Genomic DNA, 22,478 nt, shown 5'->3' with positions numbered 1-22,478 from the left:
CAAAAAAGCCCGCCACCGAGTGATCGGTGGCGGGCTTTTTACACATTCTCAAATGTGGACTCGGTCAATGTGGGAGCTGGCTTGCCTGCGATGGCGGACTGTCAGTTTATTTATCCTTAGCTGATCCACCGCTATCGCAGGCAAGCCAGCTCCCACATTGAATTGCATCCACATGTTGATCAGCGGCTGGCTGGAAAGTCTTTGTGCAACTGCTCCAGCAACGCATCCTTGTCTTCCCACAACCGGTTGATCCAGCCCTGGAACGCTAACCGGTACTCCCCATCCTGCTCATAATTCTTGCCAATGAATTCAGCCGGGATCTGCACCTCTTCAAAATGCACCACCACCTCCTTCACATTGCCGCACAGCAAATCCCAATAGCCTGGGCGCCCGGCAGGGTAATGGATGGTCACATTCACCAATGATTTGAGCTGCTCGCCCATGGCATCCAGCACAAACGCAATGCCGCCCGCCTTGGGTTTAAGCAGGTAGCGAAACCGTGACTGTTGCTGCGCATGCTTGCCCGGCGTAAAGCGTGTGCCTTCGGCAAAGTTGAAAATCCCCACGGGGTTGTCGCGAAACTTCGCACAGGTCTTGCGGGTGGTTTCCAGGTCCTTGCCTTTCTTTTCCGGGTGCTTCTCAAGATAAGCCTTGGTGTAGCGCTTCATGAACGGAAAGCCCAGTGCCCACCACGCCAGACCAATCACCGGCACCCAGATCAGCTCTTGCTTGAGAAAAAACTTCAGCGGGCGAATGCGCCGGTTGAGCACGTATTGCAGCACCATGATATCGACCCAGCTCTGGTGGTTGCTGGTCACCAGATACGAATGCTGATAGTCCAGGCCTTCAAGGCCGCTCAGGTGCCAGCGTGTGCGGCGCACCAGGTTCATCCAGCCTTTGTTGTTGGTCACCCAGGCTTCGTGGGTGTGGTTCATCAGCCATTCGCTGAAGCGCTTGGCGAAGGGCAGTGCCTTGAACAGCGCGACAATAAACAGGAACGAGCACAGCAGGATCGTGTTCAGCGCCAGCAACAGCGAAGCGATCACCCCGCGTACGGCGGCAGGTAGAAAATCCAGCATTTAGATATCCATAGGTCGGTTGGCGGCTTGGATCGCAGTCAGCGCGATGGTGTACACGATGTCGTCTACCTGGGCGCCGCGCGGCAGGTCGTTGACCGGTTTGCGCAGGCCCTGGAGCATCGGCCCCAGGCTCACGCAATCGGCGCTGCGTTGCACGGCTTTGTAAGTGGTGTTGCCGGTGTTCAGGTCGGGGAACACGAACACCGTGGCCTTGCCCGCCACCTGGCTATTGGGCGCCAATTGCCGGGCCACGCTTTCATTGGCGGCGGCGTCGTATTGCAGCGGTCCGTCGATCAGCAGCGAGCCTTGCTGTTCGTGGGCGAGCAGGGTGGCTTCGCGGACTTTTTCCACTTCCTCGCCGCTGGCCGAATCACCGCTGGAATAGCTGATCATCGCCACGCGTGGCGTGATGCCGAACGCGGCGGCGGAATCGGCGCTTTGCAAGGCGATTTCCGCCAGTTCCGCGGCGCTTGGGTGTGGGTTCATCACACAGTCGCCGTACACCAGCACCTGCTCGGGGAACAGCATGAAGAACACCGACGATACCAGGGTGCATCCGGGCGCGGTCTTGATCAGTTGCAGGGCAGGGCGAATGGTATTGGCGGTGGAGTGAACAACCCCGGAGACCAGGCCGTCCACTTCGTCCAGGGCGAGCATCATGGTGGCGATCACCACTGTGTCTTCCAGCTGTTGCTCGGCCATGGGGGCGTTGAGGCTCTTGGTCTTGCGCAAGGCAACCATCGGCTCGACATAGCGCTGGCGAATCAGGTCCGGGTCAAGAATCTCCAGGCCCTCGGGTAGCTCGATACCCTGGGCACGGGCGACCGCTTCGACATCCGCCGGTTTGGCCAACAGCACGCAGCGGGCAATGCCTCGGGCCTGGCAGATGGCGGCGGCCTGCACCGTCAGCGGCTCGCTGCCCTCGGGCAACACGATGCGCTTGTTGGCGGCCTGGGCCCGTTGGATCAACTGGTAGCGGAACACCGCCGGCGACAGGCGCATCTCCCTGGGCGTGCCACACCGTTGGTGCAGCCAGCGTGCGTCGAGGTGGCTGGCGACGAAGTCGGTGATGATCTCCGCGCGCTCACGGTCATCGATGGGGATTTCCTTGTTGAGGCTATTGAGCTGGTTGGCGGTGTCGTAGGAGCCGGTGCTCACCGACAGCACTGGCAACCCGGCCTGGAAGGCGCCGCGGCACAGATCCATGATGCGCGGGTCGGGCAGGGTGTCGCTGGTCAGCAGCAGGCCGGCCAGCGGCACGCCGTTGATCGCGGCCAGGCTGACGGCGAGGATGATGTCGTCGCGATCGCCGGGGGTGACCACCAGGACGCCGGGCTTGAGCAGCTCTACGGTGTTGCGCATGGTACGGGCGCAAATGATGATCTTGGTCATGCGCCGGGTTTCGTAGTCGCCGGCGTTGAGGACCTGCGCACCCATCAGGTCGGCCACATCGCGGGTACGCGGGGCATTGAGTTCGGGCTGGTAGGGGATACAGCCAAGCAGGCGGAAATCGCCGCTGCGCAACAACGGCGAGTGCTCTTTAAGGCGCGCCGAGAATGCCTCCATGCTTTCGTCGGTGCGCACTTTGTTGAGGATCACGCCCAATACTTTCGGGTCTTTGGGGCCGCCGAACAGTTGGGCCTGCAATTCCACCCGGCCAGAAAGCTCGGTGAGCACTTCGTTCTCCGGCGCCGAGACCAGGATCACTTCCGCATCCAGGCTCTTGGCCAGGTGCAGGTTGACCCGCGCGGCGTAGCTGGCGCTGCGGGTCGGCACCATGCCTTCGACGATCAGCACGTCTTTGCCTACGGCGGCCTGCTGATACAGGGTGATGATTTCTTCAAGCAGCTCATCGAGTTGGCCGTCGCCGAGCATTCGCTCCACATGGGCCAGGCCCAGGGGTTGTGGTGGCTTCAGGCCGTGGGTACGTGCCACCAGCTCAGTGGAGCGCTCCGGACCGGTATCGCCCGGGTGTGGCTGGGCAATCGGTTTGAAGAAGCCGACTTTAAGGCCGGCCCGTTCCAGGGTGCGCACCAGCCCAAGGCTGATGGAGGTCAGACCCACACCAAAATCGGTGGGCGCGATAAAAAAAGTCTGCATGCGAATTCTCTGGAGGTGCATGGCTTGGGTGGCGCCCTATGCATGGGCGCCTACCGCGAATCAGGCGTCAAGGTTATCGTTATTCGCGCACTTGCGCACACCAGCCGCACGCAAAGGGTTGGCCTATTTTTTCAAGGCGTTGCGCGGGGTCGACGACCCAGGCGCGCGACTGCCACGGCGGCTGGTGGCGCAGGTGCTGGGTGTGGCCGCAGGACAGCTCGGCAACCCAGTGCCGGTCGTCATCCTGGTGGAATCCGGTGATCGTCGAGACCGTTGGTCGGCCCCGTCTGTCCGGGTTCTGTTCGCTTTCGGGCAAATCCTTGTTTAGACTTGTCCGTTCTTCATTCTTATGCAAAAGGTCTCGCCCCATGACGATCGCCGCTAACAAGGCTGTCTCCATCGACTATACCCTGACCAACGACGCTGGTGAGGTCATCGACAGCTCAGCCGGCGGCGCGCCGCTGGTCTACCTGCAAGGCGCAGGTAACATCATCCCAGGCCTGGAAAAGGCCCTGGAAGGCAAGGCAGTCGGTGACGAACTGACCGTAGCCGTAGAACCTGAAGATGCCTACGGCGAATACTCCGCCGAGCTGGTCAGCACTTTGAGCCGCAGCATGTTCGAAGGCGTTGACGAGCTGGAAGTGGGCATGCAGTTCCACGCTTCCGCGCCGGACGGCCAAATGCAGATCGTCACCATCCGTGACCTGGACGGCGATGATGTGACTGTCGACGGCAACCACCCTCTGGCTGGCCAGCGCCTTAACTTCCAAGTGAAAATCGTTGCCATCCGCGATGCTTCCCAGGAAGAAGTGGCTCACGGCCACGTCCACGGTGAAGGCGGTCACCACCATTGATTGTGGTTTGATCAATCGGTAGCAAAAACGCCCGACTGGTTCGGGGCGTTTTTTTGCGTTTTAATGTGGGAGGGGGCTTGCTCCCGATAGCGGTGTATCAGTACCAGATATTCTGACTGACACACCGCCATCGGGAGCAAACCCCCTCCCACAAGGGAAGTTGTGATGAATCTTTGGGCAAACAAAAATGCCCCGGACCTTTCGGTACGGGGCATTTCTTAACTGTTACGCAGCCTGGGCTGCGTGGCAGTTGTTACCACTTAGGCTGCAGCAGGAACGCTCAGAGCCTTGATGTGGCCATTCAGGCGGCTCTTATGGCGAGCGGCCTTGTTCTTGTGGATGATGCCTTTATCGGCCATACGGTCGATAACTGGCACGGCCAGAACGTAAGCAGCTTGAGCTTTTTCAGCGTCTTTGGTGTCGATGGCTTTAACTACATTCTTGATGTAGGTACGAACCATGGAACGCAGGCTGGCGTTGTGGCTGCGACGCTTCTCAGCCTGTTTTGCACGTTTTTTGGCGGAAGGTGTGTTGGCCACCGTCGAGCTCCTCGAAAGACTTTTTAGGAAATAGCAAACAAAATAGGCCGCGAATCATGCCGATGACTTGATGGGTTGTCAAGGGCGGCTGATGCGAACTGCTGAGTGGTCGATCTGAAGAGGCGGGTGATTTATTTCCGGCGCTTGACCTGTAAACTCGCGAGCTTTGGCTCTGTGCTGTTGCAGGCGCGCAGTATCGCATAAGTGGGCGCTTTGTTCGCCTGCTCTTTATCTATAGGCGCAAACTCTTTCAATGAATCTGCTCAAATCGTTGGCTGCGGTCAGCTCTATCACGATGATCTCCCGGGTTTTGGGGTTTGTGCGTGACACTCTGCTGGCGCGCATCTTTGGCGCCAGTATGGCCACGGATGCCTTCTTTATTGCCTTCAAACTCCCCAACCTGCTGCGACGGATCTTTGCCGAAGGCGCGTTCTCCCAGGCGTTCGTGCCGATTCTGGCCGAATACAAGACCCAGCATGGCGAGGAGGCGACTCGTACGTTCATCGCCTACGTCTCGGGTTTGCTGACGCTGGTACTGATGCTGGTAACCATCGTCGGGATGCTCGCCGCGCCCTGGGTGATCTGGGCCACGGCGCCCGGTTTTGCCAATACGCCGGAAAAGTTTGCGCTCACCACTGATCTGCTGCGGGTGACCTTTCCTTATATATTGCTGATTTCCCTGTCTTCGCTCGCCGGGGCGATCCTCAATACCTGGAATCGTTTCTCGGTACCGGCCTTTGTGCCGACCTTGCTGAACGTCAGCATGATTATTTTTGCGCTGTTCCTTACGCCGTATTTCGATCCGCCCGTCATGGCCCTGGGCTGGGCGGTCCTGGCCGGCGGCCTGGCGCAGTTGCTGTACCAACTGCCGCACCTGAAAAAAATCGGCATGCTCGTACTGCCACGCCTGAACCTCAAGGACACCGGCGTCTGGCGCGTGATGCGCAATATGCTGCCGGCGATACTCGGGGTATCGGTCAGTCAGATTTCCCTGATCATCAACACCGCGTTCGCCTCGTTGCTGGTATCCGGCTCGGTATCGTGGATGTACTACGCCGACCGCTTGATGGAGTTGCCATCCGGTGTGCTTGGTGTGGCATTGGGCACGATCCTGCTGCCTACCCTGGCACGCACCTATGCCAGCAAGGATCGTCAGGAGTATTCGCGCATTCTCGATTGGGGCCTGCGTCTGTGCTTTCTGTTGGTGTTGCCATGCGCACTGGCCCTGGGAATCCTGGCCGAGCCGCTGACGGTCTCGCTGTTTCAATACGGGCAATTCGATGCGCACGACGCGTTGATGACCCAGCACGCACTGGTTGCCTACTCTGTCGGTCTGCTCGGCATTATTGTGATCAAGGTCCTGGCACCGGGCTTCTACGCACAGCAGAACATCCGTACGCCGGTGAAAATCGCGATTTTCACGCTGATTGTCACGCAACTGCTCAACCTGGTATTTATCGGTCCTTTGGCCCATGCCGGGCTGGCGCTGGCGATCAGTGCCGGAGCTTGTATCAATGCAGGCCTGCTGTTTTATCAACTGCGCAAACAGCAGATGTATCAACCACAGCCGGGTTGGGGGATGTTTACCCTCAAGTTGCTCGTGGCGGTGGCTGCGATGTCCGCCGTGCTGGTGGGCTTGATGCACGTGATGCCGGCCTGGGACGATGGGGATATGCTTGAGCGCTTTATGCGCCTGGGTGTATTGGTGGTCGCGGGCGTAGCGGTGTACTTCGGGATGTTGCTGTTGCAGGGTTTCCGCCTGCGCGATTTCAATCGCAAGTCGCTGGGATAGAGACTTCGCCGCGATAAAACGATTGTTTTATCGATTCGACCCATTTGGCCTGCGCTGTTGCCTGTCGTCCGGGGCCGGGTGTGGTTATAATCGACCACTTTATGAGCAAGAAGCGCGTTATGCAGCTGGTTCGAGGTCTCCACAACCTGCGCCCCGAGCATCGGGGCTGCGTCGCCACTATTGGCAACTTTGACGGTGTTCACCGTGGCCACCAGGCTATCCTGGCAAGGCTGCGCGAGCGTGCGGTCGAGTTGGGTGTGCCCAGCTGCGTGGTGATTTTCGAGCCACAACCGCGGGAGTTCTTTACCCCGGAAACAGCGCCGGCCCGTTTGGCGCGCTTGCGCGACAAGCTGCAACTGCTGGCGGAGGAGGGCGTGGACCGCGTCCTCTGCCTGGCTTTCAACCAGCGTTTGCGCAGCCTCAGCGCCGCCGAGTTCGTCGACCGCATCCTGGTCGATGGCCTGGGTGTACAACACCTGGAGGTCGGTGACGACTTCCATTTCGGTTGCGATCGGGTCGGGGATTTCGATTTCCTGCAACATGCCGGCGTCAACCAGGGCTTTACCGTTGAAGCCGCCCAAACCGTCGAACTGGACGGCCTGCGTGTGAGCAGCACCCAGGTGCGTAACGCCTTGGCTGCCGCCGACTTCGACCTGGCCGAGCGTTTGCTCGGTCGCCCCTTCCGCATTGCCGGGCGGGTACTGCACGGCCAGAAGCTGGCGCGCCAATTGGGCACGCCAACTGCCAACGTGCAACTCAAGCGCCGCCGTGTGCCGCTGACCGGGGTTTACCTGGTCAGCGTCGACATCGACGGCCAATCGTGGCCGGGAGTCGCCAATATAGGCGTCAGGCCCACGGTTGCAGGTGATGGCAAGGCCCACCTGGAAGTTCACCTTTTGGATTTTGCCGGTGATTTATACGACCGGCGTTTGACGGTGGTTTTCCACCAGAAGCTGCGTGAAGAGCAGCGTTTCGCCTCCCTGGAGGCGTTGAAAACGGCGATCAATGCGGATGTCGCCGCCGCCCGTGCACTAGCCGCACCTAGCGCCCATCGCTAACCGAAGAGCCTTAAATGACCGACTATAAAGCCACGCTAAACCTTCCGGACACCGCCTTCCCAATGAAGGCCGGCCTGCCACAGCGCGAACCGCAGATCCTGCAGCGCTGGAACAGTATTGGCCTGTACGGAAAGTTGCGCGAAATTGGCAAGGATCGTCCGAAATTCGTCCTGCACGACGGCCCTCCTTATGCCAACGGCACGATTCATATCGGTCATGCGCTGAACAAGATTCTCAAGGACATGATCCTGCGCTCCAAAACCCTGTCGGGCTTTGACGCGCCGTACGTTCCCGGCTGGGACTGCCATGGCCTGCCGATCGAGCACAAAGTCGAAGTTACCTACGGCAAGAACCTGGGCGCGGACAAGACCCGCGAACTCTGCCGTGCCTACGCCACCGAGCAGATCGAAGGGCAGAAGTCCGAATTCATTCGCCTGGGCGTGCTGGGCGAGTGGGACAATCCCTACAAGACCATGAACTTCAAGAACGAGGCCGGTGAAATCCGTGCCTTGGCTGAAATCGTCAAGGGCGGCTTCGTGTTCAAGGGTCTCAAGCCCGTGAACTGGTGCTTTGACTGCGGTTCGGCCCTGGCCGAAGCGGAAGTCGAATACGAAGACAAAAAGTCGTCGACCATCGACGTGGCCTTCCCGATTGCCGATGACGCCAAGCTGGCCGAGGCATTCGGCCTGGCAAGCCTGGCCAAGCCGGCTGCCATCGTGATCTGGACCACCACCCCGTGGACCATCCCGGCCAACCAGGCGCTGAACGTGCACCCGGAATTCACCTACGCTCTGGTGGATGTCGGTGATCGCCTGTTGGTGCTGGCCGAAGAAATGGTCGAGTCGTGCCTTGCCCGCTACGAGTTGCAAGGCTCGGTGATCGCCACCGCCACCGGCTCCGCGCTGGAACTGATCAACTTCCGTCACCCGTTCTATGACCGTCTGTCGCCGGTGTACCTGGCTGACTACGTCGAGCTGGGTTCGGGTACCGGCATTGTCCACTGCTCGCCTGCCTATGGCGTGGACGACTTCGTGATCTGCAAGAAGTACGGCATGGTCAACGACGACATCATCAACCCGGTGCAGAGCAACGGCGTATACGTGCCTTCGCTCGAGTTCTTTGGTGGCCAGTTCATCTTCAAGGCTGACCATCCGATCATCGAAAAGCTGCGTGAAGTCGGTGCGTTGATGCAAACCGCCGCCATACAGCACAGCTACATGCATTGCTGGCGTCACAAGACCCCGCTGATCTACCGCGCTACGGCGCAATGGTTTATCGGCATGGACAAAGAGCCGACCAGCGGCGACACCTTGCGTGTACGCTCGCTCAAGGCCATCGAAGACACCAAGTTCGTCCCGTCCTGGGGTCAGGCGCGCCTGCACTCGATGATCGCCAACCGTCCGGACTGGTGCATCTCCCGCCAGCGCAACTGGGGCGTGCCGATCCCGTTCTTCCTGAACAAGGAAAGCGGTGAGCTGCATCCGCGCACCGTCGAGCTGATGGAAGTCGTGGCCCAGCGTGTCGAGCAGGAAGGCATCGAAGCCTGGTTCAAGCTGGACGCTGCCGAGCTGCTGGGCGACGAAGCGCCGCTGTACGACAAGATCAGCGACACCCTCGACGTGTGGTTCGATTCGGGCACCACTCACTGGCATGTGCTGCGTGGTTCGCACCCGATGGGCCACGAGACCGGCCCGCGTGCCGACCTGTACTTGGAAGGTTCGGACCAACACCGTGGCTGGTTCCACTCGTCGTTGCTCACCGGTTGCGCCATCGACAACCATGCGCCGTACCGCGAGCTGCTGACCCACGGCTTCACCGTCGACGAGACGGGCCGCAAGATGTCCAAATCGCTGAAGAACGTGATCGAGCCGAAAAAGATCAACGACACCTTGGGCGCCGACATCATGCGCCTGTGGGTGGCTTCCACCGATTACTCGGGTGAAATCGCCGTCTCGGACCAGATCCTGGCCCGCAGCGCCGACGCCTACCGCCGTATCCGCAATACCGCGCGATTCATGCTGTCGAACCTGACCGGCTTCAACCCGGCCAGCGACCTGCTGCCGGCCGAAGACATGCTCGCCCTCGACCGTTGGGCTGTGGACCGTACCTTGTTGCTGCAGCGCGAGTTGCAGGAACACTACGGCGAATACCGCTTCTGGAACGTCTACTCCAAGATCCACAACTTCTGCGTGCAGGAGCTGGGTGGTTTCTACCTCGACATCATCAAGGACCGCCAGTACACCACTGGCGCCAACAGCAAGGCGCGCCGTTCGGCGCAGACCGCGCTGTACCACATCAGCGAAGCGCTGGTGCGCTGGATCGCACCGATTCTGGCATTCACCGCTGACGAACTGTGGGAGTACCTGCCGGGCGAGCGTAACGAGTCCGTCATGCTCAACACCTGGTACGAAGGCCTGACCGAACTGCCGGCTGACTTCGAACTGGGCCGCGAGTACTGGGAAGGCGTGATGGCCGTCAAGGTTGCGGTGAACAAGGAACTGGAAGTCCAGCGTGCGGCCAAGGCCGTGGGTGGCAACCTGCAAGCCGAAGTCACCCTGTTTGCCGAAGACGGCCTGACCGCCGACCTGGCCAAGCTGAGCAACGAGCTGCGCTTCGTGCTGATCACCTCTACTGCGAGCCTGGCGCCGTTTACCCAGGCTCCGGCAGATGCGGTGGCTACCGAAGTGCCTGGCCTTAAGCTCAAAGTGGTCAAGTCGGCCTTCCCCAAGTGCGCTCGTTGCTGGCACTGCCGTGAAGACGTCGGCGTGAACCCTGAGCACCCGGAAATCTGCGGTCGTTGTGTCGACAACATCAGCGGTGAAGGCGAGGTTCGCCACTATGCCTAATGCAGACAGTCGTTTCGGACGTCTGGGCTGGCTCGTACTGAGCCTGCTGGTCCTGGTCATTGACCAGGTCAGCAAGGCTCACTTCGAGGGCTCCCTGGAAATGTTCCAGCAAATCGTGGTGATCCCGGATTATTTCAGCTGGACCCTGGCCTACAACACTGGCGCCGCCTTCAGCTTCCTCGCTGACGGCGGTGGCTGGCAGCGCTGGCTGTTTGCTGTGATCGCCGTGGTGGTAAGTGCCGTACTGGTGGTGTGGCTCAAGCGCCTGGGCCGCGACGACACCTGGCTGGCCATCGCGCTGGCCCTGGTGTTGGGTGGCGCGCTGGGCAACCTGTATGACCGCATCGCCCTGGGCCATGTGATCGACTTTATCCTGGTGCATTGGCAGAACCGCCACTACTTCCCGGCGTTCAACTTTGCCGACAGTGCTATCACCGTCGGCGCAATCATGCTGGCGCTGGATATGTTCAAGAGCAAGAAAACCGGAGAAACCGTCAATGACTGATCAGGTATTGGCTGAGCAACGCATCGGCCAGAACACGGAAGTCACTTTGCATTTCGCACTGCGCCTGGAGAATGGCGACACGGTCGACAGCACGTTCGACAAGGCCCCCGCGACCTTCAAGGTCGGCGACGGTAACCTGCTGCCGGGTTTCGAAGCGGCACTGTTCGGTTTCAAGGCCGGTGACAAGCGCACCCTGCAAATCCTGCCGGAAAACGCCTTTGGCCAGCCCAACCCGCAAAACGTGCAGATCATCCCCCGTTCGCAGTTCCAGAACATGGACCTGTCGGAAGGCTTGCTGGTGATCTTCAATGATGCGGCGAACACTGAATTGCCTGGCGTGGTGAAAGCATTTGATGACGCGCAAGTGACCATCGACTTCAATCACCCGTTGGCCGGCAAGACGTTGACCTTTGACGTCGAGATTATCGACGTCAAAGCGCTGTAACCGACCGTACGCGGTCTAAAATGTGGGAGGGGGCTTGCTCCCGATAGCGGTGTATCAGCTAAATGTGCAGACTGATATACCTATATCGGGAGCAAGCCCCCTCCCACCTTTGATCTCCATTGTCGGTTGAGTCAGTGTCAAATTGACTCAATATGGCTGCAATACACGAGGCACAGCATGCAAATCAAACTCGCCAACCCCCGTGGCTTCTGCGCCGGCGTGGACCGGGCGATCGAAATCGTCAATCGCGCCCTGGAAGTCTTCGGGCCGCCGATTTATGTGCGCCATGAAGTCGTCCATAACAAATTTGTGGTCGAAGACTTGCGCGCGCGCGGGGCGATCTTTGTCGAAGAACTCGATCAGGTGCCCGACGACGTGATCGTCATCTTCAGTGCCCACGGTGTTTCCCAGGCTGTACGTACCGAAGCGGCGGGCCGTGGCCTCAAGGTATTCGATGCCACCTGCCCACTGGTGACCAAGGTGCATATCGAAGTGGCGCGCTACAGCCGCGACGGTCGTGAGTGCATCCTGATCGGCCACGCCGGTCACCCGGAGGTAGAAGGCACCATGGGCCAATACGACGCCAGCAACGGCGGTGCTATCTACCTGGTCGAGGACGAGAAAGACGTCGCCAACTTGCAGGTGCACAATCCGGAACGCCTGGCCTTCGTGACCCAGACCACCTTGTCCATGGACGACACCAGCCGCGTAATCGATGCCCTGCGCACGCGGTTCCCGGCCATTGGCGGCCCGCGCAAGGATGACATCTGCTACGCCACGCAAAACCGCCAGGATGCGGTCAAGCAACTGGCAAATGAGTGTGACGTAGTGCTGGTGGTCGGCAGCCCTAACAGCTCCAACTCCAACCGCCTGCGTGAGCTGGCCGAGCGCATGGCTACGCCGGCGTACCTGATCGACGGTGCCGAAGACATGCAGCGCAGTTGGTTCGATGGTGTCGAGCGTATCGGCATCACGGCAGGCGCCTCCGCACCGGAAGTGCTGGTACGCGGCGTGATCCAGCAGTTGCAGGCCTGGGGCGCTACTGGCGCCGATGAGCTGGCAGGTCGTGAAGAGAACATCACGTTCTCGATGCCGAAGGAACTGCGGGTCCGCTCGCTGCTCTGACGCCAACAATGCCGGCATCGGCTCGGCATAATGCCTGCTCGGTCTTGTCACTGCGCAGGCTGATGCGTCCGCTGGGGGCCAGCACGATCTGATACAGGCTCTGTGCCTGGCTCGTGTCGCACACATGCACGGTGCCGGCACGGAAGCCTCCGCCGGCGAAAACCGGTTCTCCCAAGCCGCTGAAACGCACCTGGTTCGTAACCGGGCCATTGCCTGCCACGGGCACGCGACCATCGCCCTGGCGCTCCAGCAGCACCGGGTTGTCGTCGTCCTGATGGCCGCGTCCACTGACATCCAGTATCACCCGCCACCCCAGGCTCCAGTCCCTGTCGTTTGCATGAATGACCACCGCCTGATTGCGCGTGATGGCCTCCATGCGTGCGTAACGCAGTCCGGCGGCAAGTGATTGGGCCACGCTTTGTCGTTGCTGCGATTCAAGCAAACCTTTGAAACCGGGTACGGCCAATTGCGCGAGGAAGCTGGTGACGATCAGCCCCAGCAGCATTTCAATCAGGGTGAACCCTCGTTGTGTCATGTGCGTTCCCTCCGTGGACGCGAGTGAATCTTCGAGTTGCAGACCTAGGTATAGCGCCTGGCCGCGAATGCTGGGTGATGGCCTTTATGTCCAAAGTATTTCCCTTTGTTCCGGCAGCAGCGCTGCTCGAAATCCGCCGCTAGTCTTGGATCGCACAGCAGGGTTTGCCTGCTTTTTTCCGGCCTTCGACATGGATGACGACGGTAATGCCTGCCCGCCCGAATCGATTTTTTCTGCGCTCCGCGCATCGGCACCAATCCGGCATGACGCTGATCGAGGTGCTGATAGCGCTGTTGATCCTGGCTGTCGGCCTGATGGGCGCTGCAATGCTTCAGCTCAACGCGCTCAAGTACACCGACAGCGCCAGGATGATCAGCCAAGCCAGTTTTATCGCCTACGACATGCTCGACCGAATTCGCGCCAATGCTGGTGCGGATTACACGTGGGGGAGGGACGAGTCGGGGCCGCCCAACACTTCGGCCGCCAGTGTGCGCGACCTGGACCTGCACGATTTCGAGGCCAATATCATTGGTTTTGCTGGCAAGGATGCCAAGGGTTCCGTGGCGGTAAGCGGGCATGAGGTCACCATCAGCATCAGTTGGGAGGATCGCCGCTCAGCAGGCACCCCAGAAGCACGGGAAACCTTCACGCTGACCAGCCGAGTCACCAGTGAGCAGGGAGCCTTGCAATGAATCGTCATGCCCGAGGTTTCAGCCTGGTGGAGTTGTTGCTCGCACTCGCCGTCGGGCTGGTGCTGGTGTTGGGGGTGAGTCAGGTGCTCATAAGTTCACGATTGACTCACGACAGCCAGCAGGCCGCCATGGTGCTGCAGGATGATGCGCGGCTTGCCCTGGGCAAGATCACACAGGACATTCGTCAGGCAGGCATGTTGGGATGTTTGGCCGCGACCGTTATCGACAACGCCCCGGCTGCCTTCGATCGACCGATAAGCTGGGACGCGTCTGGAAGTTCAAGGTCGCTGACGTTGGTCACCGCGTACGTCGGTAACGGCGCTGGCAAGCCCGACTGGACGGTGTTGTCCGACTGCAAGGAGGCGGCCCAGGCGTATGAGGGGGCAGCACCTGCTGCCGCCCCTGGCCTGATCCGCTTTGGCATACGCCAGCTTACCTACACCTATGAATCGGGCCAGTTGAAGGTCAGTACTCCGGCAGCACCGGCAAAGGCGGTACTGATTGATAACGTGCGTGCATTCGACATCAGTTTTGGCTTGGCGGCTGAGCCTGCATCAACGGTTGTGGTGCGTTACGACAGCCATTCGGCTGACAGTTCTTTGGTACGTAGTGTGCGTATCTCCATGACTCTGCAAGACCCAACTGGGCGGGTTAAGGATCAGACCTACAGTGTCGTCGCGGCGCTGCGAAATCGGTTGGGTTAGGGGCGATGTCGATGCTTGGCGGTATTCGGGTACGGCAGAACGGGATGGTGCTGCTGATCAGTCTGGTATTCCTGCTGTTGTTATCGCAGCTGGGGCTGTCGTCGATACAGGGGGCGGTCGCCCAGCAAAAAGTCGCGAGTAGCCTGTGGCAGCGTAATCAATCCTTTCAGTCTGCTGAGAGCGGTTTGCGGCTGGGGGAGTCGGTTGTGCAGAGGGGCGGCCCTGCGATGCCTGTGTGCAACTCGGTTATTACGTGTGTACCGCCTAATGAAGCATTTTCCTTGACTGGCGCAGGGGCAAACCCTGTCTCAGCGGTCACCTGGTTGGCCTTGAGGGGTGGGTTTTATGGCGTTCAATCCCTGGGGGAAGGAGCAGGGCTGGCTCATTTGCCGCCCGATACACGGGCAGCGCTCTTTCGCATCACTGCCGTGGGCCTTACAGGCCAATCGCGCACGGTGCTGGAGTCGGTTTATGCACGGGTGGAGGAGGGCGGCAACGTCAGGTTTCGACGGATTTCATGGCGGCAACTTCAATAAGGAGCAATGGGATGGGCATGGATAGCCAGGGCTTTACCCTGATGGAGTTATTGATCGCCGTGGCGATCGTTGCGTTGTTGGCCGGCATTGCGTATCCCGGGTACATCGGCCAGGTAAAAAAGGTGTATCGCGCGCAAATAGTCGCGTTGCTGAGCGAGCAAGCCCAGCACCTGGAGCGCGCATATACCAGAAACGGCACTTTTATTGATGCGGGCGGCGCCATTGCGGGTAACGATCACTATAGAATCAGTGTGATTTTAAACCCCCAGGATTTCGACTTGCTCGCTACGCCTGCCGTGGACTCAGTCATGGCGGACGACGCGTGTGCAGCTTTCAGCTTGAGCAGCACCGGTATGCGAAGCAACCCGGGAGCGGCGCCTGAAATGTCGCGCAAAGTCTGCTGGGGGCAGTGATGAGAGTGCTTGAAGAGTGGGCGCCGGGCGCGCCTTTCCCTGTTTATCGGCGGGATCAGATGATGGCAAAGCAACAGCAAGTGGTGATTGTCGGCGGCGGAGTAATCGGGCTGTTGACGGCGTACAACCTTGCCAGAGAAGGGCGTGCAGTCATGCTGCTGGAGCGTGTGGGGCTTGGGCAGGAGTCTTCCTGGGCGGGTGGCGGAATTGTCTCACCGTTGTATCCATGGCGTTATAGCCCGGCCGTGACTGCCTTGGCCCATTGGTCCCAGGATTTCTATCCGCAGTTGGCACAGCGCTTGTTTGCCGCAACCGGTGTCGATCCCGAGGTTCATACCACGGGTTTGTACTGGCTTGACCTGGATGATGAGGCTGATGCATTGGCCTGGGCTGCGCGTGAAGGGCGGCCATTGAGCAAGGTGGATGTGTCCCAGGCTCATGATGCCGTGCCGGCGCTGGGAGGCGGCTACTCCCGGGCGATCTACATGGCCGATGTGGCCAATGTGCGCAACCCTCGCCTGGTTAAATCCTTGAAGGCGGCGCTGCTGGCGTTGCCGGATGTGACGATTCACGAGCACTGCGAAGTGTCGGGTTTTGTGCAGAACAACAATCGCGTGGTGGGGGTGAACACTGCTACGGGACCGGTTTTTGCCGATCAGGTGGTGCTCGCCGCCGGGGCCTGGAGCGGGCAGTTGCTGAGCACACTGGGCATGACCCTTCCCGTGGAGCCGGTCAAAGGCCAAATGATCCTGTACAAGTGCGCGTCCGACTTTTTATCCAGCATGGTCTTGGCCAAGGGGCGCTATGCAATCCCCCGCCGCGATGGGCACATTCTGATTGGAAGCACATTGGAACATGAGGGGTTCGACAAGACGCCGACCGAAACTGCGTTGGCGAGCCTCAAGGCGTCTGCGGTGGAACTGATCCCCGCCTTGGCGGACGCCGAGGTAGTCGGGCATTGGGCGGGGTTGAGGCCCGGTTCGCCGGAAGGTATCCCCTATATCGGAGAGGTTCCCGGCTTTCAGGGCTTGTGGCTCAATTGCGGGCATTACCGCAATGGCCTGGTACTCGCACCTGCCTCCTGCCAGTTGTTCGCCGACTTGCTGTTGGGGCGGGCTCCGATCATTGATCCGGCGCCTTATGCCCCGGCAGGTCGCCTCAACGCTGGATAGACTTCGGCCCTTGTTCCAGGTGCGCCTGGGTGCAGTACCACTCCTGGCGCGAACTCAGTGCGCGATCCTGCGGCAGGTGCACGCCGCAGTGGGCGCATCGCACCATCAGCGCTGCGTTCGGCTCGGCAGGTCGTTGCTGGCGGGCTGCAGGGTTTTTGAATTTGCGCCAGAACCATACCGCGGCAGCAATGACGGCAATCCAGAACAGTAGACGAAGCATGATGGGCAGTTTCTCGACAAGGAATGCGCCAGTTTAGCCAAGCTGGCCACAGGCGCACAGCGCAATAAATACTCGCTCATAAAAAAGGGAGCTCCTTCAGAGCTCCCTTTTGCGTTGCGTCGAACAATCAGTCGAACACACCGAAGGTCATGTAGCTGAACCACGAACGGTCTTCGTTGTTGCCAAGGGCCTGCGGCTCCTCTTCTTCGATAACGTCGCCGTTCTCGTCGTGAGGCTTGAGGTCCGAAGGGATGGCATCCTTGGCGTCCTGGTACTGTTTGATCACGTCCTGGTTGGCGCGGGTTTCACCCGGCGGCAGTGGCGGACGAGACTCGATCAGGCCCAAGGTGTACTTGCTCAGCCACGAACGGTTGTCGGCTTCGGCAACCTGAGGCACGAACTGGCCATCTTTCAGGCTTGGGTGATCTGGGTAGTTGAGCTTCAGGGTTTCCAGGCTGGTGGTCGCCAGGGTGTCCAGGTGCAGACGCTGGTAAGCCTCGGTCATCACCGCCAGGCCGTCGCCCACGGATGGGGTTTCCTGGAAGTTCTCCACAACATAGCGGCCACGGTTGGCGGCAGCTACGTAGGCCTGACGGGTCAGGTAGTAGTGGGCCACGTGGATTTCGTAGGAGGCCAGCAGGTTGCGCAGGTAGATCATGCGCTGCTTGGCGTCCGGCGCGTAGCGGCTGTTGGGGTAGCGGCTGGTCAGCTGGGCGAACTCGTTGTAGGAGTCGCGTGCAGCGCCCGGGTCACGCTTGGTCATGTCCAGCGGCAGGAAGCGCGCCAGCAGGCCAACGTCCTGGTCGAACGAGGTCAGGCCTTTCATGTAGTAGGCGTAGTCCACGTTCGGGTGCTGTGGGTGCAGGCGGATAAAACGCTCGGCGGCGGACTTGGCAGCTTCCGGCTCGGCGTTCTTGTAGTTGGCGTAGATCAGCTCCAACTGGGCCTGGTCGGCATAGCGGCCGAATGGGTAGCGCGACTCCAATGCCTTCAGCTTCGCTGTGGCGCTGGTGTAGCTATTATTGTCCAGGTCTGTCTGAGCTTGCTGGTACAGCTCGACTTCGCTCAGGTTTTCGTCGACGACGTCCTTTGTTGACGAGCAAGCAGCAGTCATGGCGAGGATGGCGATCAGCAGCAGGTGTTTCACTTGCATGGCGGCTTGCGTCCCTATGACGGCCGCTGTCTTGGGCGGGGCCGTCCTGTTATGATGAGCGCCCCGTTGAAAGCCTCGGGGCAAAAGACGCCGTATTTAACCACAAGCGCGCAGCCGAAACCAAAGGCTGTGCCACGCCTAGTCTGAGCATGTCCGATAAAATTGAACTTCGCGCAGAGGTGCCGTCCGAATTGGGCGGCCAACGCCTCGATCAAGTCGCCGCACAATTATTCGCTGAGCACTCGCGCTCGCGCCTTTCCGCCTGGATCAAAGACGGCCGCCTGACTGTGGATGGAGCGGTTATCCGCCCGCGAGACATAGTTCATGGCGGTGCGATTCTTGAGCTGACTGCCGAGCAGGAAGCCCAGGGAGAATGGGTCGCCCAGGACATCGAGCTGGATATCGTCTATGAAGACGACGACATCCTGGTCATCAACAAACCCGCTGGCCTGGTGGTTCACCCGGCTGCCGGGCACGCTGATGGCACTTTGCTCAATGCCCTGTTGCACCACGTCCCGGACATCATCAATGTCCCGCGCTGCGGCATCGTGCACCGTCTGGACAAGGACACCACCGGTTTGATGGTGGTGGCCAAGACCATTCAGGCGCAGACGCAACTGGTTACTCAGTTGCAGAGTCGCAGCGTCAGCCGGATCTACGAGTGCATCGTGATCGGTGTGGTGGTGGCCGGGGGCAAGATCAACGCCCCGATTGGTCGCCATGGCCAGCAGCGCCAGCGTATGGCGGTGATGGAAGGTGGCAAGCAAGCCGTCAGCCACTACCGTGTGCTGGAGCGTTTCCGCTCCCACACCCATGTGCGGGTCAAGCTGGAAACCGGGCGCACCCACCAGATTCGCGTGCACATGGCGCATATCAACTTCCCGTTGGTCGGCGATCCTGCCTACGGTGGGCGCTTCCGTATTCCGCCGGCGGCAAGCCAGACAATGGTCGAGTCGCTGAAGTCCTTCCCGCGCCAGGCACTGCACGCACGCTTCCTGGAACTGGATCATCCGACGAGCGGTAAGCGCATGAGTTGGGAATCGCCACTTCCAGACGACCTGGTCTGGTTGTTGTCGCTGCTCAAGCAGGATCGTGAGGCGTTTATCGGATGAGTGACTGGCTGATTCCTGACTGGCCCGCGCCGTCTCAGGTCAAAGCCTGCGTCACGACTCGTGCGGGCGGTGTCAGTCTGGCGCCGTTCGACAGCCTCAACCTGGGCGATCACGTCGAGGACAGCCTTGAGGCCGTCCTTGAAAATCGCCGTCGTCTGAGCAGCGCCTTCGATATCCAGCCCGCCTGGTTGCGCCAAGTCCACGGTACTCACGTGGTTGAGGCCGATCCAGGCCTTACCGTCGAGGCAGATGGCAGTTGGACCAGCACCCCCGGCATCGCCTGCACATCCATGACCGCCGATTGCCTGCCTGCGCTGTTCTGTAATCGTGCGGGTACCCGGGTTGCCGCAGCCCATGCCGGTTGGCGTGGCTTGGCGGCTGGCGTGCTGGAGGCCGCATTCGAAAGCCTGGATACTGCTCCTGAAGACGTCCTGGTCTGGCTCGGCCCAGCCATTGGCCCGCAAGCCTTTGAGGTCGGCCCGGAGGTACGTGAAGCGTTCATGCAGCAACTGCCGGCCACCGCTGAAGCCTTTGTTCCCAGCCACAACCCCGGCAAGTTCATGGCCGACATCTACCAGCTGGCGCGCCTGCGTCTGGCAGCAAACGGTGTCACCGCTGTATATGGTGGTGGTTTTTGCACCGTGACCGATCCACGCTTCTTTTCTTATCGCCGCAGCCCGCGTACGGGCCGATTCGCCTCCCTTATCTGGCTTGAACGCTAGACTGTCCTGACCTGTATCAACAGTCCGCCGCTTGAAACCCCCAGAATCCACCCCATCTATAAGGGTATCTGGCAGGTTTCTTCATTCAGGATGTGTTTGTTCATAGCTCCGGCCTGCTCAAAAGGAAGGTGACTAATGCGTATTGATCGTTTAACCAGCAAATTGCAGTTGGCCTTATCGGACTCCCAATCCTTGGCGGTCGGCCTCGACCATCCGGCGATTGAGCCGGCACACTTGATGCAGGCGCTCCTGGAGCAACAAGGTGGTTCTATCAAACCCTTGTTGATGCAGGTGGGCTTTGACATCAACAGCCTGCGCAAGGAGTTGAGTAAAGAGCTCGACCAACTGCCGAAAATTCAAAACCCTACCGGCGACGTGAATATGTCCCAGGACCTGGCGCGCCTGCTCAATCAGGCGGACCGCCTGGCCCAGCAGAAGGGTGACCAGTTCATCTCCAGCGAACTGGTGCTGCTCGCCGCCATGGACGACAACAGCAAGCTCGGCAAATTGTTGCTGGGGCAGGGCGTGAGCAAGAAAGCCCTGGAAAACGCTATCAACAACCTGCGTGGCGGCGAGGCCGTGAACGACCCCAACCATGAGGAGTCGCGCCAGGCCCTGGACAAATACACCGTCGACCTGACCAAGCGTGCAGAAGAAGGCAAGCTCGACCCGGTGATTGGTCGTGACGATGAGATTCGTCGCACCATCCAGGTCCTGCAGCGTCGCACCAAGAACAACCCGGTGCTGATCGGTGAGCCTGGCGTGGGTAAAACCGCGATTGCCGAAGGCCTGGCCCAGCGCATCATTAATGGTGAAGTGCCGGACGGCTTAAAAGGCAAACGCCTGTTGTCCCTGGACATGGGGGCCCTGATCGCCGGTGCCAAGTTCCGTGGTGAGTTCGAAGAACGACTGAAATCCCTGCTTAATGAATTGTCGAAGCAGGAAGGCCAGATCATTCTGTTTATCGACGAACTGCACACCATGGTCGGCGCCGGTAAAGGCGAAGGCTCCATGGATGCTGGCAACATGCTCAAGCCGGCCTTGGCGCGGGGCGAGTTGCATTGCGTCGGTGCGACCACGCTTAACGAATACCGTCAGTACATTGAAAAGGATGCGGCCCTTGAGCGGCGTTTCCAGAAAGTGCTGGTGGAAGAGCCAAGCGAAGAAGACACCATCGCGATCCTGCGTGGCCTGAAAGAACGCTATGAGGTCCACCATAAAGTGGCGATCACTGATGGCGCGATCATTGCGGCGGCCAAGCTGAGTCATCGCTACATCACCGATCGTCAGTTGCCGGACAAGGCCATCGACTTGATCGACGAAGCGGCCAGCCGCATTCGCATGGAGATTGACTCCAAGCCGGAAGTGCTCGACCGCCTGGATCGGCGCCTGATTCAACTGAAAGTCGAATCCCAGGCGTTGAAGAAAGAAGAGGACGAGGCAGCGAAGAAACGCCTGGAAAAACTTCAGGAAGAAATCGTCCGTCTGGAGCGTGAGTATTCGGACCTCGAAGAAATCTGGACCTCGGAAAAAGCCGAAGTACAGGGTTCGGCGCAGATCCAGCAGAAAATCGAGCAGTCCCGTCAGGAACTGGAAGCCGCGCGTCGTAAAGGCGATCTGAGCCGCATGGCTGAGTTGCAATATGGTGTGATTCCGGACCTGGAACGCAGCCTGCAGATGGTCGACCAGCACGGCAAGCCTGAGAACCAGTTGCTGCGCAGCAAGGTGACCGAGGAGGAGATCGCCGAAGTAGTCTCCAAGTGGACCGGCATTCCAGTCTCGAAAATGCTCGAAGGCGAGCGCGACAAACTGCTGAAAATGGAAAGTTTGTTGCACCAGCGCGTCATCGGTCAGGAAGAGGCGGTGGTGGCGGTATCCAATGCGGTACGGCGTTCCCGTGCCGGCTTGTCCGACCCGAACCGTCCAAGCGGCTCGTTCATGTTCCTCGGCCCGACCGGCGTAGGTAAGACTGAGCTGTGCAAGGCCCTGGCCGAGTTCCTCTTTGATACTGAAGAGGCCATGGTACGCATTGATATGTCCGAGTTCATGGAGAAACACTCGGTGGCTCGCCTGATCGGCGCACCACCAGGCTATGTGGGCTACGAGGAGGGCGGTTACCTGACCGAGGCCGTGCGACGCAAGCCTTACTCGGTGATCCTGCTGGATGAGGTCGAGAAGGCGCACCCGGATGTGTTCAACATTTTGCTGCAGGTGCTGGAAGATGGTCGCTTGACGGACAGCCACGGGCGTACGGTGGACTTTCGCAATACGGTGATCGTGATGACCTCCAACCTGGGCTCGGCACAGATCCAGGAACTGGTGGGGGATCGCGAAGCCCAGCGCGCAGCGGTGATGGACGCCTTGACCACCCACTTCCGCCCGGAATTCATCAACCGGGTCGACGAAGTGGTGATCTTCGAGCCTCTGGCACGGGATCAGATTGCGGGTATCACCGAAATCCAGTTGGGCCGCCTGCGCAGTCGCCTGGCTGAGCGTGAGCTCGACCTTGAGCTGAGCGGCGAGGCGTTGGACAAGCTGATCGCAGTGGGCTACGACCCGGTGTATGGCGCACGGCCGTTGAAGCGTGCGATCCAGCGCTGGATCGAGAACCCGCTGGCACAGTTGATCCTGTCGGGCAGCTTTATGCCGGGCACTCGCGTCACGGCAACGGTGAAAGACGACGAAATCGTCTTCCACTGAGGCCAGCACCCGGTGTAATAACAAGAGGCCTCGCATTGCGAGGCCTTTTTTTTCGATAGGGCGTTGAACTGTAAGGCAAAGGCTTGTAAAGTGCGCCCCGCAGCAACGTCAGCCCACGGGTTTCTTCTCCCCAAGAAGAAATCAGAAAGAAGCGCAAATCATTGTCTTAAAAGCAA

General features: G+C 59.8%; 22 protein-coding genes. 15 read left to right on the top strand and 7 right to left on the bottom strand.

The features are described 5' to 3' along the window. Positions 1-179: 179 nt before the first annotated feature. The 3 genes from JH25_RS16465 to JH25_RS28015 all read right to left on the bottom strand — a co-directional run bounded on the left by JH25_RS16465 (position 180) and on the right by JH25_RS28015 (position 3,549). Positions 180-1,079, bottom strand: coding sequence for an acyltransferase (locus tag JH25_RS16465; protein WP_032877984.1), 900 nt, complete (start codon positions 1,077-1,079; stop codon positions 180-182). Beyond that, positions 1,080-3,179 carry a phosphate acetyltransferase gene (gene pta / locus JH25_RS16470; RefSeq protein WP_032877983.1) on the bottom strand — a complete coding sequence of 700 codons (2,100 nt, stop codon included), beginning with the start codon at positions 3,177-3,179 and terminating at the stop codon, positions 1,080-1,082. A gap of 79 nt (positions 3,180-3,258) precedes the next feature. After that, entirely contained in the window at positions 3,259-3,549 is a 291-nt protein-coding gene (locus JH25_RS28015) for a DUF3565 domain-containing protein (RefSeq protein WP_078820254.1), read from the bottom strand. Between JH25_RS28015 and JH25_RS16475 the strand changes: the two genes are divergently transcribed. After that, positions 3,548-4,033: an FKBP-type peptidyl-prolyl cis-trans isomerase gene (locus JH25_RS16475; RefSeq protein ID WP_003171645.1), complete on the top strand. Its 486-nt coding sequence runs from the start codon at positions 3,548-3,550 to the stop codon at positions 4,031-4,033. The genes JH25_RS28015 and JH25_RS16475 overlap by 2 nt on opposite strands. Positions 4,034-4,293: 260 nt before the next feature. Here the strand turns inward: JH25_RS16475 and rpsT are convergent, their stop codons facing one another. Continuing rightward, on the bottom strand, positions 4,294-4,572 hold the full coding sequence (rpsT, locus tag JH25_RS16480; protein WP_003188401.1) for a 30S ribosomal protein S20: 279 nt from the start codon (positions 4,570-4,572) through the stop codon (positions 4,294-4,296). 253 nt (positions 4,573-4,825) lie between these two features. Here rpsT and murJ point away from each other — a divergent pair, with 253 nt between their 5' ends. The 6 genes from murJ (at position 4,826) to ispH (ending at position 12,343) form a co-directional block, all read left to right on the top strand. Further along, positions 4,826-6,364, top strand: a complete 1,539-nt coding sequence (gene murJ / locus JH25_RS16485) for a murein biosynthesis integral membrane protein MurJ (RefSeq protein WP_032877982.1) — start codon at positions 4,826-4,828, stop codon at positions 6,362-6,364. Positions 6,365-6,483: 119 nt separating this feature from the next. Further along, positions 6,484-7,422 carry a bifunctional riboflavin kinase/FAD synthetase gene (ribF, locus tag JH25_RS16490; protein ID WP_003188404.1) on the top strand — a complete coding sequence of 313 codons (939 nt, stop codon included), beginning with the start codon at positions 6,484-6,486 and terminating at the stop codon, positions 7,420-7,422. Between the two features lie 14 nt (positions 7,423-7,436). Then, complete coding sequence (ileS, locus tag JH25_RS16495; protein WP_032877981.1) at positions 7,437-10,268, top strand: isoleucine--tRNA ligase; 2,832 nt, start codon at positions 7,437-7,439, stop codon at positions 10,266-10,268. Then, a complete protein-coding gene (lspA, locus tag JH25_RS16500; RefSeq protein WP_032877979.1) occupies positions 10,261-10,773 on the top strand; it encodes a signal peptidase II in 513 nt (170 codons plus the stop codon). The genes ileS and lspA overlap by 8 nt, the downstream gene beginning before the upstream one ends. A 7-nt stretch (positions 10,774-10,780) precedes the next feature. After that, positions 10,781-11,218, top strand: a complete 438-nt coding sequence (fkpB, locus tag JH25_RS16505; RefSeq protein ID WP_177327426.1) for an FKBP-type peptidyl-prolyl cis-trans isomerase — start codon at positions 10,781-10,783, stop codon at positions 11,216-11,218. 177 nt (positions 11,219-11,395) lie between these two features. Next, positions 11,396-12,343: a 4-hydroxy-3-methylbut-2-enyl diphosphate reductase gene (ispH, locus tag JH25_RS16510; RefSeq protein ID WP_005784653.1), complete on the top strand. Its 948-nt coding sequence runs from the start codon at positions 11,396-11,398 to the stop codon at positions 12,341-12,343. Here the strand turns inward: ispH and JH25_RS16515 are convergent. Next, entirely contained in the window at positions 12,297-12,878 is a 582-nt protein-coding gene (locus JH25_RS16515; protein WP_032877973.1) for a GspH/FimT family pseudopilin, read from the bottom strand. The two genes, ispH and JH25_RS16515, sit on opposite strands and share 47 nt — an antisense overlap. A gap of 206 nt (positions 12,879-13,084) precedes the next feature. Here JH25_RS16515 and pilV point away from each other — a divergent pair, with 206 nt between their 5' ends. The 5 genes from pilV (at position 13,085) to thiO (ending at position 16,395) form a co-directional block, all read left to right on the top strand. Beyond that, the gene (gene pilV, locus JH25_RS16520; protein WP_032877971.1) at positions 13,085-13,570 is read left to right on the top strand and encodes a type IV pilus modification protein PilV; all 486 of its coding nucleotides are present in this window, start codon (positions 13,085-13,087) and stop codon (positions 13,568-13,570) included. Beyond that, positions 13,567-14,274, top strand: coding sequence for a prepilin-type N-terminal cleavage/methylation domain-containing protein (locus tag JH25_RS16525; RefSeq protein ID WP_032877969.1), 708 nt, complete (start codon positions 13,567-13,569; stop codon positions 14,272-14,274). Before pilV ends, JH25_RS16525 begins: the two co-directional genes overlap by 4 nt. 5 nt (positions 14,275-14,279) lie before the next feature. After that, entirely contained in the window at positions 14,280-14,810 is a 531-nt protein-coding gene (locus JH25_RS16530; protein ID WP_032877967.1) for a pilus assembly PilX family protein, read from the top strand. A gap of 11 nt (positions 14,811-14,821) precedes the next feature. Beyond that, a complete protein-coding gene (locus JH25_RS16535; RefSeq protein ID WP_032877965.1) occupies positions 14,822-15,223 on the top strand; it encodes a type IV pilin protein in 402 nt (133 codons plus the stop codon). A gap of 62 nt (positions 15,224-15,285) precedes the next feature. Beyond that, complete coding sequence (gene thiO, locus JH25_RS16540) at positions 15,286-16,395, top strand: glycine oxidase ThiO (RefSeq protein ID WP_032877963.1); 1,110 nt, start codon at positions 15,286-15,288, stop codon at positions 16,393-16,395. Here the strand turns inward: thiO and JH25_RS16545 are convergent. Together JH25_RS16545 and JH25_RS16550 are read right to left on the bottom strand one after the other, a co-directional pair. Then, entirely contained in the window at positions 16,382-16,615 is a 234-nt protein-coding gene (locus tag JH25_RS16545) for a PP0621 family protein (protein WP_005784659.1), read from the bottom strand. The genes thiO and JH25_RS16545 overlap by 14 nt on opposite strands. Positions 16,616-16,742: 127 nt before the next feature. Next, entirely contained in the window at positions 16,743-17,768 is a 1,026-nt protein-coding gene (locus JH25_RS16550) for an outer membrane protein assembly factor BamD (protein WP_005784660.1), read from the bottom strand. A 149-nt stretch (positions 17,769-17,917) separates the two neighbouring features. Between JH25_RS16550 and rluD the strand changes: the two genes are divergently transcribed. The 3 genes from rluD to clpB all read left to right on the top strand — a co-directional run bounded on the left by rluD (position 17,918) and on the right by clpB (position 22,302). After that, the gene (rluD, locus tag JH25_RS16555) at positions 17,918-18,880 is read left to right on the top strand and encodes a 23S rRNA pseudouridine(1911/1915/1917) synthase RluD (protein ID WP_005784662.1); all 963 of its coding nucleotides are present in this window, start codon (positions 17,918-17,920) and stop codon (positions 18,878-18,880) included. Next, positions 18,877-19,602 carry a peptidoglycan editing factor PgeF gene (gene pgeF / locus JH25_RS16560; RefSeq protein WP_032877959.1) on the top strand — a complete coding sequence of 242 codons (726 nt, stop codon included), beginning with the start codon at positions 18,877-18,879 and terminating at the stop codon, positions 19,600-19,602. The genes rluD and pgeF overlap by 4 nt, the downstream gene beginning before the upstream one ends. Before the next feature lie 135 nt (positions 19,603-19,737). Continuing rightward, positions 19,738-22,302, top strand: a complete 2,565-nt coding sequence (gene clpB, locus JH25_RS16565; RefSeq protein WP_005784667.1) for an ATP-dependent chaperone ClpB — start codon at positions 19,738-19,740, stop codon at positions 22,300-22,302. The last annotated feature ends 176 nt before the right edge of the window (positions 22,303-22,478 follow it).

Origin of the sequence: Pseudomonas sp. BRG-100, assembly GCF_000737955.1 — a bacterium.
Classification (GTDB): Bacteria; Pseudomonadota; Gammaproteobacteria; order Pseudomonadales; family Pseudomonadaceae; genus Aquipseudomonas; species Aquipseudomonas synxantha_A.
The sequence above is the reverse complement of the archived record's forward strand: the minus strand, read 5'-3'. Positions and strand labels throughout refer to the sequence as shown.

Coding starts and splice junctions, on each gene's coding strand:
- pilV (WP_032877971.1), top strand. CDS start 13,085: ATGCCTGCCCGCCCGAATCGATTTTTTCTGCGCTCCGCGCATCGGCAC.
- ispH (WP_005784653.1), top strand. CDS start 11,396: ATGCAAATCAAACTCGCCAACCCCCGTGGCTTCTGCGCCGGCGTGGAC.
- JH25_RS16550 (WP_005784660.1), bottom strand. CDS start 17,768: ATGCAAGTGAAACACCTGCTGCTGATCGCCATCCTCGCCATGACTGCT.
- pgeF (WP_032877959.1), top strand. CDS start 18,877: ATGAGTGACTGGCTGATTCCTGACTGGCCCGCGCCGTCTCAGGTCAAA.
- JH25_RS16525 (WP_032877969.1), top strand. CDS start 13,567: ATGAATCGTCATGCCCGAGGTTTCAGCCTGGTGGAGTTGTTGCTCGCA.
- JH25_RS16545 (WP_005784659.1), bottom strand. CDS start 16,615: ATGCTTCGTCTACTGTTCTGGATTGCCGTCATTGCTGCCGCGGTATGG.
- JH25_RS28015 (WP_078820254.1), bottom strand. CDS start 3,549: ATGGGGCGAGACCTTTTGCATAAGAATGAAGAACGGACAAGTCTAAAC.
- JH25_RS16515 (WP_032877973.1), bottom strand. CDS start 12,878: ATGACACAACGAGGGTTCACCCTGATTGAAATGCTGCTGGGGCTGATC.
- lspA (WP_032877979.1), top strand. CDS start 10,261: ATGCCTAATGCAGACAGTCGTTTCGGACGTCTGGGCTGGCTCGTACTG.
- pta (WP_032877983.1), bottom strand. CDS start 3,179: ATGCAGACTTTTTTTATCGCGCCCACCGATTTTGGTGTGGGTCTGACC.
- JH25_RS16465 (WP_032877984.1), bottom strand. CDS start 1,079: ATGCTGGATTTTCTACCTGCCGCCGTACGCGGGGTGATCGCTTCGCTG.
- ileS (WP_032877981.1), top strand. CDS start 7,437: ATGACCGACTATAAAGCCACGCTAAACCTTCCGGACACCGCCTTCCCA.
- clpB (WP_005784667.1), top strand. CDS start 19,738: ATGCGTATTGATCGTTTAACCAGCAAATTGCAGTTGGCCTTATCGGAC.
- ribF (WP_003188404.1), top strand. CDS start 6,484: ATGCAGCTGGTTCGAGGTCTCCACAACCTGCGCCCCGAGCATCGGGGC.
- rluD (WP_005784662.1), top strand. CDS start 17,918: ATGTCCGATAAAATTGAACTTCGCGCAGAGGTGCCGTCCGAATTGGGC.
- murJ (WP_032877982.1), top strand. CDS start 4,826: ATGAATCTGCTCAAATCGTTGGCTGCGGTCAGCTCTATCACGATGATC.
- JH25_RS16530 (WP_032877967.1), top strand. CDS start 14,280: ATGTCGATGCTTGGCGGTATTCGGGTACGGCAGAACGGGATGGTGCTG.
- JH25_RS16475 (WP_003171645.1), top strand. CDS start 3,548: ATGACGATCGCCGCTAACAAGGCTGTCTCCATCGACTATACCCTGACC.
- thiO (WP_032877963.1), top strand. CDS start 15,286: ATGGCAAAGCAACAGCAAGTGGTGATTGTCGGCGGCGGAGTAATCGGG.
- JH25_RS16535 (WP_032877965.1), top strand. CDS start 14,822: ATGGGCATGGATAGCCAGGGCTTTACCCTGATGGAGTTATTGATCGCC.